This window comes from Chryseobacterium oleae, from assembly GCF_900115055.1.
GTDB classification, from domain to species: Bacteria; Bacteroidota; Bacteroidia; order Flavobacteriales; family Weeksellaceae; genus Chryseobacterium; species Chryseobacterium oleae.
In genome coordinates, this window is the sequence record NZ_FOVD01000004.1 from 386,053 (window position 1) to 401,802 (window position 15,750).

The 15,750-nt window shown below is 37.8% G+C and carries 20 protein-coding genes; 14 read left to right on the forward strand and 6 right to left on the reverse strand.

Features of this window, described 5'->3' with window-relative positions:
- Window positions 1-10 precede the first annotated feature (10 nt).
- Window positions 11-544: a hypothetical protein gene (locus BM143_RS15425; RefSeq protein WP_090025342.1), complete on the reverse strand. Its 534-nt coding sequence runs from the start codon at window positions 542-544 to the stop codon at window positions 11-13.
- Window positions 545-706: 162 nt separating this feature from the next.
- On the opposite strand from BM143_RS15425, the gene BM143_RS15430 reads away from it, so the two are divergent.
- From BM143_RS15430 to BM143_RS15475, 10 genes are all read left to right on the forward strand, one after another.
- A complete protein-coding gene (locus tag BM143_RS15430; protein WP_090025344.1) occupies window positions 707-1,324 on the forward strand; it encodes a hypothetical protein in 618 nt (205 codons plus the stop codon).
- Between the two features lie 61 nt (window positions 1,325-1,385).
- Window positions 1,386-1,676, forward strand: a complete 291-nt coding sequence (locus BM143_RS15435; RefSeq protein ID WP_090025346.1) for a winged helix-turn-helix domain-containing protein — start codon at window positions 1,386-1,388, stop codon at window positions 1,674-1,676.
- Window positions 1,677-1,743: 67 nt separating this feature from the next.
- Window positions 1,744-2,034, forward strand: coding sequence for a hypothetical protein (locus BM143_RS15440; protein ID WP_090025347.1), 291 nt, complete (start codon window positions 1,744-1,746; stop codon window positions 2,032-2,034).
- 30 nt (window positions 2,035-2,064) lie between these two features.
- The gene (locus BM143_RS15445) at window positions 2,065-2,904 is read left to right on the forward strand and encodes a metallophosphoesterase (RefSeq protein WP_090025349.1); all 840 of its coding nucleotides are present in this window, start codon (window positions 2,065-2,067) and stop codon (window positions 2,902-2,904) included.
- A gap of 12 nt (window positions 2,905-2,916) precedes the next feature.
- Window positions 2,917-3,216 carry a hypothetical protein gene (locus tag BM143_RS15450; RefSeq protein ID WP_090025351.1) on the forward strand — a complete coding sequence of 100 codons (300 nt, stop codon included), beginning with the start codon at window positions 2,917-2,919 and terminating at the stop codon, window positions 3,214-3,216.
- Between the two features lie 6 nt (window positions 3,217-3,222).
- Window positions 3,223-3,708 carry a Coq4 family protein gene (locus BM143_RS15455; protein WP_072924993.1) on the forward strand — a complete coding sequence of 162 codons (486 nt, stop codon included), beginning with the start codon at window positions 3,223-3,225 and terminating at the stop codon, window positions 3,706-3,708.
- A 13-nt stretch (window positions 3,709-3,721) separates the two neighbouring features.
- Window positions 3,722-4,018 (forward strand): hypothetical protein, encoded by a 297-nt coding sequence (locus tag BM143_RS15460; protein ID WP_139222055.1) that lies wholly within the window; start codon window positions 3,722-3,724, stop codon window positions 4,016-4,018.
- Between the two features lie 64 nt (window positions 4,019-4,082).
- Window positions 4,083-5,456 (forward strand): DUF4153 domain-containing protein, encoded by a 1,374-nt coding sequence (locus tag BM143_RS15465; protein ID WP_090025417.1) that lies wholly within the window; start codon window positions 4,083-4,085, stop codon window positions 5,454-5,456.
- 5 nt (window positions 5,457-5,461) lie between these two features.
- Window positions 5,462-6,001 (forward strand): hypothetical protein, encoded by a 540-nt coding sequence (locus BM143_RS15470; protein ID WP_090025354.1) that lies wholly within the window; start codon window positions 5,462-5,464, stop codon window positions 5,999-6,001.
- 53 nt (window positions 6,002-6,054) lie between these two features.
- Window positions 6,055-6,567 carry a hypothetical protein gene (locus BM143_RS15475; protein WP_047454502.1) on the forward strand — a complete coding sequence of 171 codons (513 nt, stop codon included), beginning with the start codon at window positions 6,055-6,057 and terminating at the stop codon, window positions 6,565-6,567.
- A gap of 63 nt (window positions 6,568-6,630) precedes the next feature.
- Here the strand turns inward: BM143_RS15475 and BM143_RS15480 are convergent, their stop codons facing one another.
- From BM143_RS15480 to BM143_RS15500, 5 genes are all read right to left on the reverse strand, one after another.
- The gene (locus BM143_RS15480; RefSeq protein ID WP_090025355.1) at window positions 6,631-7,023 is read right to left on the reverse strand and encodes an ACT domain-containing protein; all 393 of its coding nucleotides are present in this window, start codon (window positions 7,021-7,023) and stop codon (window positions 6,631-6,633) included.
- A gap of 469 nt (window positions 7,024-7,492) precedes the next feature.
- Window positions 7,493-9,145, reverse strand: coding sequence for a S8 family peptidase (locus tag BM143_RS15485; protein WP_090025357.1), 1,653 nt, complete (start codon window positions 9,143-9,145; stop codon window positions 7,493-7,495).
- Between the two features lie 218 nt (window positions 9,146-9,363).
- Window positions 9,364-10,491, reverse strand: a complete 1,128-nt coding sequence (locus BM143_RS15490) for a serine hydrolase domain-containing protein (protein ID WP_228430853.1) — start codon at window positions 10,489-10,491, stop codon at window positions 9,364-9,366.
- Window positions 10,492-10,563: 72 nt separating this feature from the next.
- Window positions 10,564-11,013: a D-aminoacyl-tRNA deacylase gene (dtd, locus tag BM143_RS15495; protein WP_034725727.1), complete on the reverse strand. Its 450-nt coding sequence runs from the start codon at window positions 11,011-11,013 to the stop codon at window positions 10,564-10,566.
- A gap of 1 nt (window position 11,014) precedes the next feature.
- Window positions 11,015-11,470: a hypothetical protein gene (locus tag BM143_RS15500; protein WP_090025358.1), complete on the reverse strand. Its 456-nt coding sequence runs from the start codon at window positions 11,468-11,470 to the stop codon at window positions 11,015-11,017.
- A 109-nt stretch (window positions 11,471-11,579) separates the two neighbouring features.
- Between BM143_RS15500 and greA the strand changes: the two genes are divergently transcribed.
- The 4 genes from greA (at window position 11,580) to BM143_RS15520 (ending at window position 15,746) form a co-directional block, all read left to right on the forward strand.
- Window positions 11,580-12,050 carry a transcription elongation factor GreA gene (gene greA, locus BM143_RS15505; RefSeq protein ID WP_047454511.1) on the forward strand — a complete coding sequence of 157 codons (471 nt, stop codon included), beginning with the start codon at window positions 11,580-11,582 and terminating at the stop codon, window positions 12,048-12,050.
- A gap of 56 nt (window positions 12,051-12,106) precedes the next feature.
- Window positions 12,107-12,493: an HIT family protein gene (locus BM143_RS15510; protein ID WP_090025359.1), complete on the forward strand. Its 387-nt coding sequence runs from the start codon at window positions 12,107-12,109 to the stop codon at window positions 12,491-12,493.
- A 58-nt stretch (window positions 12,494-12,551) separates the two neighbouring features.
- Complete coding sequence (gene clpX / locus BM143_RS15515; protein WP_090025361.1) at window positions 12,552-13,739, forward strand: ATP-dependent Clp protease ATP-binding subunit ClpX; 1,188 nt, start codon at window positions 12,552-12,554, stop codon at window positions 13,737-13,739.
- Between the two features lie 75 nt (window positions 13,740-13,814).
- Complete coding sequence (locus BM143_RS15520) at window positions 13,815-15,746, forward strand: T9SS type A sorting domain-containing protein (RefSeq protein ID WP_090025362.1); 1,932 nt, start codon at window positions 13,815-13,817, stop codon at window positions 15,744-15,746.
- The last annotated feature ends 4 nt before the right edge of the window (window positions 15,747-15,750 follow it).

Genomic DNA, 15,750 nt, shown 5'->3' on the forward strand with positions numbered 1-15,750 from the left:
TTTATGAAAATTAATGTGTTGAATGATTGTAATGATCAATAGAAATCACGGTTTTACTATGCTTTAAATAAACCACCACAACCTGAGTTCCTACAAGATAATCTAAGTAGTCAGCTTTAGAAACAGGAAGTCTTATTTTTTCTTTTCTGCTACGGCCGGAGAAGGTGATGATGTATTCATCATTTTCTGTTTTGTGGCGACTGATAATGACGCTTATTAATCTGTTTTTACCGCTTTTGATGTCCTTTTCCCAGTTTTTAACGAAGTAAATATAAACAAGATACATGATGCCGTATAAAAAAGCGTAAAGCACCAATGTGATGCCGGAAAACAGGAGATAATGATAGTATTTGAAATCATGAAACTTATCTTTCAACAGGTAACAGGCCATAAGTACCATTAAAAGAATTACCAATATCAGCACACCCGGAACATGTTTGAAAAAATCCTGCTTTTGATTCGCGATACTACTTATTTCCTCTTCTGTTAAAGGAATATGTTCCTGCAATTCAATCTGAGAATAATCTATTGAAGTTTTCGCCATAATGTGTTCATTTAATAGATGTAGAATTTCTTTCAGCCTGATCCTGATTTCTTAAAGTTAAGAATTGTATCAATGGGATGGTAAAAAGTTGTTATTAAAATATTAAAAAAATAATTGGCAGATTCAAAATAAATTATAACTTTGTAATTCAAAGTTCTTTTTATGGATTCGAAAAACTATCACGAAGACTTATCACATATCCGTTCCATGATGGAGCGGTCTTCCAGATTTATTTCATTAAGCGGACTGTCCGGAGTTTTTGCCGGTTTGGCTGCGCTGATCGGTGCAGGGTATGTATATTATGTCTTCCAGAGGGAAGGAATTAGTTATTTAGATGGTGACAGGAACTTTTTCGGTCCGGCATTGGTCAGGGAACTTGTACTGGTAGGAACTGTGATTTTGCTGACTGCCGTTTTAAGTGGTTATATTTTCACCGCCAATAAAAGCAAAAAGAAAGGACAAAAGATCTGGGACAGTACAACAAAGCGTTTATTATTTACGTTTGCCGTTCCTTTGGTAACAGGAGGAGTCTTCTGCCTGGCACTTCTTTTTCATCATTTGTTTGTTTGGGTAGCGCCTGCAACACTTATATTCTACGGAATCGCTTTAGTAAGTGCAGAAAGATATACACTGACGGATATTAAATATTTAGGATATTGCCAGATCACGCTGGGACTCATTTCTCTCTTCTTTTTAGGATGGGGGCTTGTGTTCTGGACCATCGGTTTTGGAATTTTGCATATTGTGTATGGGCTGATCATGCATAAAAAATATAAATAAAGATTAAATTTGCAGACTTTTTAAGAACAGCTTCTTAAAGATTTGCAGCTATTGCCTTACTATGATAAAAATAAATCAACTCAATAAAGAATTCGAAAGCCGTGTAAGACTGGGGATTATGTCCGTTCTTATGGTCAACGACTGGGTTGATTTTTCTGAAATGAAAGGGCTTCTGGAAATCACAGACGGTAACCTCGCCAGCCACAGTAATGCCCTGGAAAAAGCAGGATACATCGAAGTGAAAAAAGAATTTGTAGGCAAAAAACCGAAAACATCTTACCGTGTGACTCAAAGCGGAAGACAGGCTTTTAATGAACATCTGAATGCTCTTGAAAAATTACTGGGAAGATAAACCCTATATTTTTTTTGAAATTTAACTTTGAAATACAAAGTACTTTATAATTTAAAAATTAAATAAAATGATGACACAAAAACAAAAAACACACGCCATTTATGCACTCCCACTGGTTGTATTGTGTATTCCATTGCTGGGAAATCTAACTTCAGATGAGGTCAATTGGTCAGCTTCAGATTTTCTGATTGCAGGCGTTTTACTCTTTAGCACAGCTTTTCTGGTCAATCTGGTAAGAACCAAAGTCAAAAAACAAAGTCATAGAATTTTGATCTGCGTTTTCGTTTTGATTGTCTTTGCATTGATCTGGGTCGAACTGGCGGTAGGAATCTTCGGAAGCCCATTCGCAGGAAGTTAAACGAAGACTTTAATCATACAGATTTCAGTGATGACAAGAAAGAATTTCATTAAAAGATTGGCGCAGCTTTCATTGATAGGAGTATTTCCTGCATTGTATTCATGGCAGATAGAACCTTTCTGGGTAGAATTTGTCCGAAGGAAGCTACCTATTAAAAATCTCCCACAAGCATTGGAAGGGAAAACATTGATGCAGATATCAGACCTCCATGTCGGAGACCGTTTCGACTGGAATTTCCTGATCGACTCTTTCCAGAAAGCCAAACAGTTTAATCCGGATTTTGTGGTCTACACCGGAGATTTCGTCAATCACGGAACATCAGAAGAGCAGAAAGACCTGGAAAAAGTAATGAAACAGGCAGTCTATGGAAAGCTGGCGACCTTCGGAATTCTGGGAAATCATGATTACGGAAAGAACTGGGACGATGTAGAATGCTCAGAAAACATCTGCGATATTCTCAATGATTTTGGAGTCACGATGCTTAAAAATAGCAGTGAAGAAAGCCACGGACTGAACTTTATCGGGTTTGAAGACCTTTGGTCACCCAATTTCTATCCGGTAGAAGTGATGAAAAGCCATAATCCTTCAAAAGCCAATATCGTGCTTTGTCATAATCCGGATGCCTGCGACAGAGATATATGGAATGGTTATCAGGGCTGGATTCTGAGCGGTCATACCCACGGAGGACAATGCCGAATTCCAGGCATCATCACACCGGTTCTTCCTGTAGAGAATAAAAAATATGTCTCAGGGGAAATAAATCTTCAGGACGGAAGAATTCTGTATATCAACAGAGCTATCGGTCACTCTTTCCAGATAAGATTTATGGTCCGTCCGGAAATTACCGTCTTTACCCTAACGCAAGCTTAAAATATTGTATCGATGAAAGATCATCAAATAATAAACCTTGGAAAATACATTTTCGGAATATGTATTTTACTTGGAAATGTCTTTTTCTCCGGGTATTTCATCACTGAAAACGCTTGGTTTATGCAATGGGGAATCGTTTTTCTTGTCTATGGAATACTAGTCAATCTTCTTGCGGTGATCGGTCTGCTTCTTTACGGATTTGCTGAAAAACTTAAAATGAATGCCTGTTTAATGGCGATAGGCTTAATCATGTTCAATGTACCACTCGGGTTCCTCTATGTTATGTTAGGAATTAATCTAATATTTAAATAATACATTATGAAAAAAGTACGTGTTCAATTTCTGCTTTTTGTCTACGATAAAACCCAGAAACTTTACAGAAAATATTTTAAAAAGAAAAAAAGACAGTGGCAGTTCAACGAAGAACAGCTGCTGCAATTCCAGGAAGATTCTTTAGGACGAAAACTGGGCGAATTCTATAAAAAGCACGGGTTCTCCATGATCCCGAAAATGGAGGACCACGACGTCCATCACCTGATCACCGGATGTGGAACCCACTTCGAAGATGAGGTGGCGATGCAGTATCTGCTGCTTGGAAACGGTAAACTGAATGCCCATTTGCTGGCTGCTGTTGTATTGGGAACCCTCATCCTTCCGGAATATCTGAAACTGTATATGAAAGCATATCGGAAAGGGCAGAGCATGAGACCCTTTTACCACTGGGATTTTGAAAGCCTTTTGTGGCAGAATTTCGATCACCTGAAAGACTATATCCAACAGAAAGAAACAGCACCGCTCTATTAATGATAAGTCAGTCATGACGAAAATAAAATATACTGCGCTTGGCAGAAATACTTTTCTTATCTCGTTTTTATCAGGAACCTTACTTTTAATGGGTTACCTGATCACGAAAGCAGAACTTCTGATGGTCTTCGGGTTCTACTATGTCATCATTGCAGCGGTAGTCAATTTGCTTGTGTTATTATATGAGCTTATGGAATTCCTGACCCATATTCCGGATAAGAAATCCTCCGGAAACTCTGTACTCCTTCTTTTGGTCAATATTCCCGTCACCATCCTCTATATGGGCATCCTCATTGATTTTAAACTATAAATCTATTTACTTTTTAAATTTTAAATCTTTCAATCTTTCAATCAAAAATTTAACATCTCCCATCATGAAAACACATCACTATATATTCCTTACAGCCGCCTCGTTCGTCATCGTATTCTACGATCAGGACATTGGATTGAATCTCGGTATTCTTGCCATTGTTTACGCATTGCTTACTTTGTTCAAAACGCCTGAGAGAAACAGGACCAGAACTTTTCTGATACTTTTTGTTACAAGTATCCTGTCAAGCTTTGCTTTTATCTGGTACAGAGATTTCCCATCCTTGCTGGCGGTTGTAAGTTCCATTCTTTTGCTGGGCTACCGCTCAAGAAACAGAAAGCTTAAAATACTGTTCCTGATCCCGGTTTTTATCATCAACAGCTTCACTTCCATTTTCAGGTTCTTCATCTTTGATGCATGGCTGCCGAAAAGGAACGTTTCCGGCGTGTGGCAGAAAACATTGGCTTTCGTTGTGATTCCGCTTGTATTTATTTCTATATTTTTCGGGATCTATTCTGCGGGAAGTGATCATTTTGCGGCACTTTTTACAGATTATGAACTGGATATTAATGTGTGGCAACTGTTATGTCTTTCGGTTCTGGGCTTTTTTATTGCGTTCAATTACTGGAATTATGCAGTGGAAAGATTTATCTATAAAAAGAATTATCTGCTGGACGATAATTTTAATGATCAGTCTAAAGTTCAGAAGGCCACATATTCTTTCCTTGATCTGGATGCAGAGCGAACCAGCGGTGTAATCTCTTTCTTTTGTCTGAATATTTTACTGGTATTCTTCATTATCACTTACAATTATGAACAGTTTTATGAAGTTTCAAAAACGCCGGTCCAGCTTTCGGAAGAAACACATGAAAGAGTGAATGCCGTGATCATGTCAATTGTGATGGCCGTTATGGTGATTATGTTCTATTTTAAATCCGGATTCAATTTTGATCCGAAAGCAAAGCTAATGAAAATGCTGGCCAGAATCTGGATCATTCTGAATGCTGTTCTGGTACTGTCCGCAGCACTAAAAAATTATGAGTACATCATCACCTACGGATTTACTTACAAAAGGCTGGGCGTATTTGCTTTTCTCCTGCTGGCGCTGATTGGTCTGGCTCTTACGTTGATTAAAATTCAAAAGCAAAAAAGAAATGCATTCCTGTTTAATGGGATGACCTGGTATTTTTATGGAACAATTTTGGCTTGCAGTTATGTCAACTGGGGCGGAATCATTACCTCCCAGAATATGAAGCGTAAAGATTTTGCCGTGGAATATCACCTTGAGCAAATCAGTTTCAGTGAAAGAAGGCTTCTGAAGTATGCGGATGAAAAGAAAGATCTGCAGCTTAAAAAGAAAATACTTGAAAAAGTAAAAGAAGAAAAAGCCAAGCCTTTCCTTTCAAAAATCCTTTACTATGAAACATTAAAAGAGTAGTTATTATGAAAAAATCCTTATTGTTAATTCCATTGATTATTATTTCATGTAAAAAAGAAGCGAACATTACAGAAGCTCCGAACAGAGACTCTGCCGTGATAACAGAAATGCCGGACGCTGCCGCTAAAGCAGATTCAGCTGCCATCAGAAAGCAAGATTCAATCATTAACAATGCTCCCGTTACCAAAGAAGTACTGCGCAAAGGCGTTATGAGAAGTGAAAAAGAAGGCCAGATCGTAAGAACGGCAGATGCATCTCAGCTTCCTTTCACATTGGGAGAAGAATTCACGAAAGACGGTCAGGAACTTGTTTTAAAATTGACCCATTATGACAAACCGACTATTAAAGCCAAAATTTCAACGAATGAAAAAGACTTTAATATCAGATTTAACCAGATCAAACTTCCCAACGGAGATTATGACGGACCATTCAGCAGAGAAATCACTTACCAAACTAAAGGTACCGGAGAAGTCTGGCTGATTATCGGGAAAAGCAATATGGCTTCCGGAAATACAAAAGGAAGTTTTAATGTAAGTGTAGAGTAAGTTTTATCCCTTTGGTATAATTTCTGCAAACTCATTACTAAAGTTTAAAAGTTATGAAAAATATATGGTTAATGACGGCAGCAGTTTCAGCAGTAGTAGTCAGCTGTGGAACAGTGCAGTCACTGGTCCAGAACACATTCCCTTATACGGCCAATGTTTTGGTGTCTACGGGAGTTCCGGCCGATAAAGAAGTTTCCTCAACATCTACAGCGACCAATGTGCAGACATGGTTTGGAGGAAACAATAATGCGAAAATCAAAGATGTAAGAATTTCTGATGCTAAAATCTCCGTAGTGTCTCCTTCAGGTGGAAACTTAAGCGCAGTAAAATCTGTGAAAGTATATGTTTCATCCAGCGGGACTGGAGAGAAATTAGTGGCATCCCGTTCCAATATTACAACAGATTCTTCGAGTTTAAATCTTGATCTTAATGATACAGGATATTTAGATGAGGTCGTAAAAAGTTCAGGACTGACCGTAAGAACAGTCTACGAATTAAAAAATCAGACGACTTCGGATATGAATCTTAAAATAGCACTGAATTTCAACAGTGTTCCAGCGAAATAATTTTTGTACCGTTTAAAACAGAATAGGCTGTCCTGAAAAGGCAGCCTATTTTTTTTAAAGTTTTTATTCAGATAATTGGGTCAGGACTTTAAGCGCCTTTTCAATATCTCTTGTATTTACGAAAATATGGTCATGGTAATACGCTGCCACAACATTACAGCTGATGCCGTTTTCAGAAAGCACTTTTGAAAAAGCAGCCGTTAATCCTACCGCTTCCAGGGAAGAATGTACAGTCAGTGTTATCCATGACATGACAACAGAATAGTCCAGCTGTAGTCTGTCTGCAATTTCTTTTTTTAGAATAAGGGTAAATCCTTCTTCCTCCCTGAAGAACATTTCAATTTCATTCAAATCAAAACCTTCTGTACTTTTCGTGGTACAAAAAACATAGTCACCCGGATTGTGCTGGGGTTTCATACTTTTTAAAAGCTTTCCTAAATCTGTTTCTCCGTTCATTCTTGATTGATATTAAAAAGAAAACAAGATACATCTATTTTTATGACCAGTTTCAAAACTCTGGGTGCAGATATATTTTTTTTAACATAAAGGAATTGATTCAATTCAGAAGACACTATAAATAAAAAAATGAGCCACAATCTCTCACAGATTATTTTCGCATATCATAGTCGTGTTATTTGTGAAATTATTTGTGAAATTTGTGTTTAAAAACATTTCATCTTTGAAATCTTTGATTAAAAATGGATTAAGCAGACGCTATATTCGACAGCTTTATCTACGACGAAGTCCAACTCTTTGCTTCCTCCAATTCAAAAGCATTTTTCATAGAACTTTGCGTGGAAAAATTTCATCTCTTCCCCAAGTTTTTTGGGTGATCCTATTTTACAGTTTTTAAAAGTAAAATGAGGCGATCCGAATCCGGATCACCTCATTATTTTCATTAAATAGGTATGAATGTTTTGTGATATTACAGTTTGGTGAATTTTTCAACCACTCTTCTCTGTCCTTCAGTAATATTGATGATATATTGACCGGTAGGAAGATTCGAAGTATTGATCTTTTCATCCGGTGAAACTGAACCTTTTGTAACGGTTCTTCCATGCATATTGATGATCTCGAAATCAAGTTTTTTATCGTCATTGCTATGAATGGCAACAGAGCTGGTCACAGGATTAGGGTAGATCTTAATTTCTAAAGGAGCTTGTACTTTTACGCTCGCTTTAAGACTTCCTTCCAGTTGTAATATAGCATTTTTCACATTAGGAAAAGGACCGATTTTTTGATTCACAACGGTACCGCCCTGAGGAATTCCTGTAGAGATTAACAGGTTTTTCATTGCAGCCGGAGTCATATACTGACCTGTAGTCTGATAATAATAAGACTGGATCAGTGTCGCTGCAGAAGCTACCACTGGAGTGGCAGAGCTCGTTCCGCTGAAATAATTGTAAGTTCTGTTATTATCGTTGTCATATTTTTGGTAAGATCCGTATCCTGCCGCAAGCACGTTGCTTCCCCAGCCCTGTACATCCACCCGGTTTCCGAATGTACTGAAGCTCAGTTTTGAATGGGTGGTATTCGGAGAACCTGCTCCCACAATGATGGCACCGCTGTTTCCTCTTGCTCTGTAAGCCGCATAAAAAGGATCATCAAGATTTTGATTTCCGTTTCCTGCCGCCGCAATGATAATGATTCCTGAATCTGTAGCTGCTTTTGTTAAGTCCCAGATTACGCTGTCATATTCTGCAGGACAGTACTGGCCGTCTTTCCCGCCGGTCTGCATTTCATACAAAATAATATCACCTGCCTGCGATGCATTGATGGATCTGCTCACTGCGGAAGCTCTGTTGTATCCCACAGTAGTCCATTCCATATAGCCTTTGATTTGGGAGGCACTGTAAGCAGCTCCTGAAAGACCGATATTATCCTTTACAGAACCCAAAATACTTACCACAGCCGTTCCGTGATCACGGTAGTTATTGTTCGCTAATCCTGCATTCGGGCTATATCCCGGTTCCAGCTGAATAGAGTTTTGATTGGAAAGCATCTCGTGAGTTTTATAGAAACCATATTCTACATCGCGGATTCTGATATTCTGTCCTGTGATTCCTCTCGACCAGGCATATTTTGCATTAATTCCAGGATTGTCGTTGAGGTAGGTTTGAAGACTTTCAAGATCCGGAGTGGCTACAAAAGCTTTAACGAAAGGAGGTTCGATAGGCGTGCTGCTCATTACGGAAACATATTCCACTTCAGGGAATCTTTCAAGCGTGTGTGCCAGCTTTTCGGCGTCTTCATTGTTTTGTAAAGGAATATTGACTTTGAATATCCTTCTCAGTTTTTCAACAGACTCACCGGAGTTACCGTTGGCTCTGCTGTCTTTGATCATTTCGTCGAGTTTTCGGTCACTAAAACCAAAATCGTTGACAAACGAAATTCCATTGGTTTTGACAAATTCTGCCAGTTCCGGATTTCCGAGTGCTGCTTTTTCAGAAGTGATGTTTTTAGAAAAACATACATAAATGTTCGGGTTTGGCTTATCATTTTTCTCCGATGGATTCTGGCCGTAAGAAAGAATAAAGCCGAAAATAAATAAGGTGAAAAGTCTAATTTCTGTTCTCATAATATCTTATTAAATGGTTGTTAACCAAATATATAATTTATATCACAGAAAAAGGAAAAATAGAATTAAATAAATGATTTTTATTGTATAGTTGTTAATTATAATGAATAATCAGTGTAAATGATAATAAAATAAAGTTAAATCACATTTTTGTGAAATTAAATTAATGTCAAAAGAATATGCGTATTCAATTAATGACAAACTATTGATAAGAAGATTTAGTTGATATAATTCATTTTAAGAAGGAGTCTCCGGATATGACCGGTAATGAATTTATTATTATTTGTCAGCCAGACAATAGAAATGTTTTTTTCAGGAATCATGATGAGGTGGGATTTAAAACCTCCCTGATCACCGGAATGCTCTATGACTTTTACATTCTCTTCTGTTGGGGTATCGGCGTAAAAACCTTTGTGTACAAACCAGGTTCCGGTGTGGTAAACCGGTTTTTTGCCATTCCACTGTTCCGGCTTATAAAGCGTTTTAGATGCTTCAATAACAGAACAGTTGGTAAACTTACACTGATTAATAGCTGTAATGTATTTTTTCAGATCTTCAATGGAGCTCCAGACCCCTCCGTTTCCGGCAGCAGTAAAAGTAGGGTATTCACCATAGTCGTATTCCGTGTATACTTTATCTTTCAGGATATAACCGTGGGCTACATTTTTTTCAGGATAGCTTCCGTCTGTAATACGGCTGCTCTTCATTCCGGCAGACTTGAAGATATTTTCACCGATGAAACGCTGCCATTTCATGCCACTCGTTTTTTCAATCACCAGCGCCAGTCCGTTATAGGCAGGATTCGAATATTTGAATTTTGTTCCCGGTTCAAATTCCAGTGAGTCTGCAGATTTTAGAGGTCTGAAATTCTCCTCATCCTTTGCGGTCAGGTAAAAGATGCTGTCTTTCTCCACATGTCTGAGATCCGGAAGCCCGGAACTGTGAGTAAGAACATGGCGGAGTTTAATTTTAGAAGCAATATCCTTATTCTTAAAATCCGGAAAAAATTTCAGCAGGTTGTCATCTGTTGAAAGCTTATGTCGGTCCTGAAGCATCAGAATACCATAGGAGACAAAAGTTTTAGTAATAGAACCAAGGTTCGCGACTGTTTTTGTTGTGAATTTTTCCTTAGTCTTCAGATCAGCCAGCCCGAAAGAATTTTCATACAAAACCTTATTTCCCTGCTGGATCAGAATAGCACCGCCCGGTTCGTCTGCTTTGAAAAGTTCTGAAAACGCAGAATCTAATTTTGATTTTAAAAGTTCCTCACGGCTCTGAGCAAAACAGGGCATCTGAATACTGAAAATGAATAAAAGTCCGGATATTAATTTAAAACGAAGATGCATGAATAAGGTGTTTTTTTAATCTTAAGGTTAGCGAAACGGAGCTGTAGCTGTAAATATTTTCTTTCTGAATGATCAGCTTTTTGTGATGGAATCCATGACAATCGTCACCGGACCATCATTGATAAGAGAGACTTTCATATCCGCTCCGAAAATACCGCTTTCGGTTTTCAGTCCTGATTTAGCGATTTCTTCTTTGAAATAATCAAAAAGTGGAATGGCTTTATCCGGTTTTGCAGCTTTGATGAAAGAAGGGCGATTGCCTTTTTTGTAATCCGCGATCAGAGTGAATTGGCTGATACAAAGAATTTCTCCTGAAATATCTTTAACAGAAAGATTAAGTTTATCATCTTCATCACCGAAAATCCTGAGGTTTAAAATCTTTTGAACCAGCCAGTCTGCATCTGCTTTTTCATCATTTTCATCAATGCCGGTCAGCAGCATCAGTCCTTTCCCGATTTCCCCGACAATTTTTCCGTCCACTTTTACACTAGCCTCCGAAACTCTCTGTATAACAATCTTCATTTTAGTAATAAATATTTAAATTTTTAGTAGCAGGATCATAATTATTAAGATAGGTTTTAGGTGGAAGAGAAGTCGGTGAACCAGACTGCGGCTCGCCAGTTCTCAGAATCCATTTGGTGTTATCCTTAGGACATAGAATGCTGATATTGTCTTTTACTTCTAGGGTGGTGTTGCTGTCGGGGCATAGATGTGGTGCATTCCTGTCATAGACTTTAAAGTTTTCTCCCACACGCACTATGATCAGTCCTCTTGTTCCGGACTGCTGCTCGTTTACGTAAATCCAGCCTCCGTCATAAGTCAGATTGTAGTAAGCAGGCAGGTTCAGATTTAAAGTTACATTGATAGGGTTGCTGGGAAAACAGCTCACGGTGTCTTCTCTGCTTCCGCATGAGTTTATAGTTAAAATACTGAAAATCAGCATCGTTAAAATAGAAAGGATTGAAAAAGTTTTTTTCATTTCAATTTAAATTTTTATATATTTGTAAAAGTTAAACGATATAACACGTAATACATTGTCCGGCAAATGTCGGATTATTTTTTTATACCAAACCTAAATTTTGAAAATTATGGCAAGCTATGTAACAAAGGAGGGACAAGAGAAAATGAAAGCTGAGCTGGAACAGTTAGAAACTGTGGAAAGACCAAAAATTACCATGCAGATCGCAGAAGCAAGAGATAAAGGAGATTTGTCTGAAAATGCTGAATATGATGCGGCTAAAGAAGCTCAGGGTATGCTTGAAATGAGAATTTCAAAGCTGAAAGATATTATCGCAACTTCCAAGATCATAGATGAAAGTCAATTAGATACTTCAAAGGTTTCTATCCTTACTACGGTAAAACTTAAAAACAATGTTACCAACCAGGAGCAGGTGTTTACATTAGTACCGGATAATGAGAGTGACCTTAAAACAGGAAGAATTTCTGTAAATACACCTATTGCAAAAGGATTGCTTGGAAAAGTAATCGGCGAAACAGCTGACATTACATTACCAAACGGAAACAAACTGTCTTTCGAAGTATTAGATATTTCCCTATAATCTAAGTACGATATCCGGAATCAAATCTCTAAAATCTAACCTCTAACTTCTACCTTATGAGCAGTATATTCACAAAAATCATTAATGGCGATATTCCCTCTTATACTATTGCCGAGGATGATAACTTTATCGCATTCCTGGACGCAATGCCTTTAGTGAAAGGACATACACTGGTAGTTCCCAAGAAAGAAGTAGATCTGATATTTGATCTGGACAGTGAAGAATATAAAAACCTTTGGGGATTTGCCCAGCAAGTCGCCAAAAAGATTAAAAATGCAGTGCCCTGCGTAAGAGTGGGAGTAGCTGTAGTAGGACTTGAAGTTCCTCATGCCCATATCCACCTCATTCCCTTAAACAAAGTGGAAGACATGAACTTCAAAAATGAAAGACTGAAACTAACAGACGAAGAATATAGAGAGATTCAAAACTCCATTATTTCTTAAAAGCATAAAATCGTAAAAAAGAAATTTTTTACGATTTTCTTTAACCTTATTATATAGTATGAATTCAAACCAATGTTCTTTCTGCGGCAGAAAAAGAAATGAAGTACAGATGCTTATTTCCGGGCAGAGCGGCTTTATTTGTGAAAACTGCATCGAACAGGCGCACGTTATTGTAAAAGACAGCGTTTCTAAAGCGGGGACTTCTCCGGCAGAAAGTATAGACGAACTTAAAAAACCGAAAGAGATCAAAGAATTCCTGAACCAATATGTTATTGGGCAGGATCAGGCAAAAAAGCAGCTTTCGATCGCGGTATACAATCATTATAAAAGACTGCTTCACGCTCAGGATGAGAACAGAGAAGTAGAACTTGAAAAATCAAATATCATCATGATAGGCGAAACCGGTACAGGAAAAACTCTTCTGGCAAAAACAATTGCCAGAGAGCTTAACGTTCCTTTCTGTATCGTAGATGCTACCATTCTTACAGAAGCAGGTTATGTGGGAGAAGATGTGGAAAGTATCCTTTCAAGACTTCTGATGGTGGCTGATTATGATGTGGAAAAGGCAGAAAGAGGAATTGTATTTATTGACGAGATCGATAAAATTGCAAGAAAATCTGACAATCCAAGCATTACAAGAGATGTTTCCGGAGAAGGAGTGCAACAGGGATTACTGAAACTTCTTGAAGGGAGTATTGTCAATGTTCCGCCTCAGGGAGGAAGAAAACACCCGGATCAGAAATACATCCAGGTGAATACTCAGAACATCCTGTTTATTGCCGGTGGTGCCTTTGACGGAATCAAAGATATCATCGAAAGAAGAATGAACAAGCAAGCCATTGGTTTCAGTTCTGAAAAAATAAATAATACGGACGAAGAAAAATATGTATTGACAAATATCAATGCTATTGACCTTCGTACTTTCGGATTAATTCCTGAACTTTTAGGTAGATTCCCGATCATTACCTACCTGGATAAACTGGATAAAGAGACCATGGTAAGAATCATGAAAGAACCCAAAAATTCGATCATCAATCAGTTTATAGAACTGTTCAAAATGGATGGCACGAATTTGGTATTTACAGACGGCGCTGTCGAAAAGATAGTAGAAGAAACCATTGAAAAAGGATTGGGAGCCAGAGGCTTAAGAGGAACAACTGAAAAAGTTCTGGAGGACTATATGTTTTCAATAGGAGAGGAGAAAGAAATCATATTAACAGAGGATAATATTTTTGTTAATAAATAAAATATTTTTTTTTCTTTAAAAAAAAATCTTACCTTTGCGGGTGAAGATTGTATTAACACACAAATAATTTATACAATGAGAAAAAGTTTATTTGCTATAGGTCTTTTAGCAATTAGTTACTCTGTTCAGGCGCAGGTACTATGTCACGTTGACACTAATGCTAATATGTATGTGAGCGAAGGCACCCTTGTTTATAGTGGTGGAGGTGTGCAGACGAAAGGTAATGGCCTTTTGGATGTGCACGGAAACGTCATGGTTGTAGGTACAGCCGGAGATGCTTTTAAAACAATAGACGCTGCTGGTGGAGATAAAACCGATGGCGGAAATATTATTTTAAGACTTAATACTCCCGGGAATACCGACGACGCATCTACTTATGGACAGTTATATGTTGATGGCTTAAGCCAGGCACAGATTACTGGAATCGTAAGTAAAGAATTCAGAACCAAGAAACATGGTAATGGGGATTTTTATCAGCAGGTAGCAATGCCTTTCTCTGGTAAAGTCTTGAACACATTATCCACTGAACTTGGTAAAACATTCGGAACAGTAAGAAGAAGTAAAAACGAAATCTTAAAATGGAACAACACTGGTGCTGTTGCTGATTTTACAGATTTGACTACTCCTACAAGTGATGCTACCGGATATTATATGCTGGGATCAGCCAATAATAATCTGGACACAAGCAGCGCACTTCGTACCGTTAATGGCCGTCCTTATACAACATTGGCTAGTAATGTATCTCTTCAGAATGGAGGGAATGTTAGTTTCAATGCAGGAGGAAGTGCTCTTAATGCCTACAACGAAAGATACAACACCTACCTTCAGGATCAGTTCGAAGTATCGATAACACCATGGGCAAACACTTACGGTAAGAATATTTATCAGTTTGGAAATCCTTTCTTAACGAATCTTGATTTGTCAAAAATCGGATATGTTGAAAACGGAGGAACTACTGATAATAATAATATTCCTAACCTTTGGGGAGTAAGATACGACCCGGGAACTGTAACAGTAGGATCCCAAGGTAATGCATACAGTTCTGGAGCATTGATTCAGACTTATGCTCTTAATGGAGTTCCTGTTGGAGATATTGGAATGATCATCAAGCCAATGCAAACTTTCGTACTGAAATTAAGAACTTCTGCTCCACAGGCATTAAACTTCAACACCCTTAGAAGATTTAATCAAACGGTAAGAGCTGCAGCTACGGATTACAGCGTTACTGCTGCCAAAAATGGTGCGAAAAGTACTGATGGTACTGTAAAACAGCTTGGAGTAATTGGTTTAGATGCTAACGGAAATGAATTGGCAAGAACGTATTATGTAGTTTCACCTGATGCTACTACAGGTCACCAGACTTCAATAGCAACTACGGTTCAGGCTACAGCTACAAGTGAGAACATGATCGGTACATTTGAAGAAGCTTTAAATGGTGGTTATGATTCAAACTATACAGCACAGTATTGGCTATATATCAATGAAGCCAATGAAAATAACTTTAAAGGAAAAAATGTTAAACTTGTAAATTATAAGACTGATAAAGTTAAATCTTACAAGTTCGAAATAAGAGAAAACGGAGAGTTGGTTCCTACAGGAACTCACCTACTGTCTGCAGGTATCGGATTCTATTATAAAGCATCCAACGGTACTGTACAACAGGCAACACAGGGAGGTATTGCACCTAACGCTGTTGCATCTTATGATTTATATTATGGTGATCCAAATAATGTAGTGTTAGGTACAAAAGATACTAATAATGTTCCTTCAAGAACAATGGTAGTATACAATCCGGAAATTACCAACTACATTGTTAGATTTGATCCAAACTGGAAAAAAGCAGATATTGAAGTTTATGATATGAGCGGAAAACTGGTTATCTCTAAAAAGGCAGTTGATGCATCTAGGGATTTTGTAATTGAGCTTAACGGCGCTGTTAAAAATTCTTATGTTGTAAAAATTGTCTCTGATAAAGGAGAAACCGTTAACACTAAAATCTTAAAATAAATAT

Coding starts and splice junctions, on each gene's coding strand:
- BM143_RS15485 (WP_090025357.1), bottom strand. CDS start 9,145: ATGAGAACAGAAATTAGACTTTTCACCTTATTTATTTTCGGCTTTATT.
- BM143_RS15450 (WP_090025351.1), top strand. CDS start 2,917: ATGAAAGATCATCAAATAATAAACCTTGGAAAATACATTTTCGGAATA.
- clpX (WP_090025361.1), top strand. CDS start 12,552: ATGAATTCAAACCAATGTTCTTTCTGCGGCAGAAAAAGAAATGAAGTA.
- BM143_RS15455 (WP_072924993.1), top strand. CDS start 3,223: ATGAAAAAAGTACGTGTTCAATTTCTGCTTTTTGTCTACGATAAAACC.
- BM143_RS15480 (WP_090025355.1), bottom strand. CDS start 7,023: ATGAACGGAGAAACAGATTTAGGAAAGCTTTTAAAAAGTATGAAACCC.
- BM143_RS15465 (WP_090025417.1), top strand. CDS start 4,083: ATGAAAACACATCACTATATATTCCTTACAGCCGCCTCGTTCGTCATC.
- greA (WP_047454511.1), top strand. CDS start 11,580: ATGGCAAGCTATGTAACAAAGGAGGGACAAGAGAAAATGAAAGCTGAG.
- BM143_RS15475 (WP_047454502.1), top strand. CDS start 6,055: ATGAAAAATATATGGTTAATGACGGCAGCAGTTTCAGCAGTAGTAGTC.
- BM143_RS15470 (WP_090025354.1), top strand. CDS start 5,462: ATGAAAAAATCCTTATTGTTAATTCCATTGATTATTATTTCATGTAAA.
- BM143_RS15430 (WP_090025344.1), top strand. CDS start 707: ATGGATTCGAAAAACTATCACGAAGACTTATCACATATCCGTTCCATG.
- BM143_RS15510 (WP_090025359.1), top strand. CDS start 12,107: ATGAGCAGTATATTCACAAAAATCATTAATGGCGATATTCCCTCTTAT.
- BM143_RS15425 (WP_090025342.1), bottom strand. CDS start 544: ATGGCGAAAACTTCAATAGATTATTCTCAGATTGAATTGCAGGAACAT.
- BM143_RS15490 (WP_228430853.1), bottom strand. CDS start 10,491: ATGCATCTTCGTTTTAAATTAATATCCGGACTTTTATTCATTTTCAGT.
- BM143_RS15435 (WP_090025346.1), top strand. CDS start 1,386: ATGATAAAAATAAATCAACTCAATAAAGAATTCGAAAGCCGTGTAAGA.
- BM143_RS15445 (WP_090025349.1), top strand. CDS start 2,065: ATGACAAGAAAGAATTTCATTAAAAGATTGGCGCAGCTTTCATTGATA.
- BM143_RS15440 (WP_090025347.1), top strand. CDS start 1,744: ATGATGACACAAAAACAAAAAACACACGCCATTTATGCACTCCCACTG.
- BM143_RS15520 (WP_090025362.1), top strand. CDS start 13,815: ATGAGAAAAAGTTTATTTGCTATAGGTCTTTTAGCAATTAGTTACTCT.
- BM143_RS15460 (WP_139222055.1), top strand. CDS start 3,722: ATGACGAAAATAAAATATACTGCGCTTGGCAGAAATACTTTTCTTATC.
- dtd (WP_034725727.1), bottom strand. CDS start 11,013: ATGAAGATTGTTATACAGAGAGTTTCGGAGGCTAGTGTAAAAGTGGAC.
- BM143_RS15500 (WP_090025358.1), bottom strand. CDS start 11,470: ATGAAAAAAACTTTTTCAATCCTTTCTATTTTAACGATGCTGATTTTC.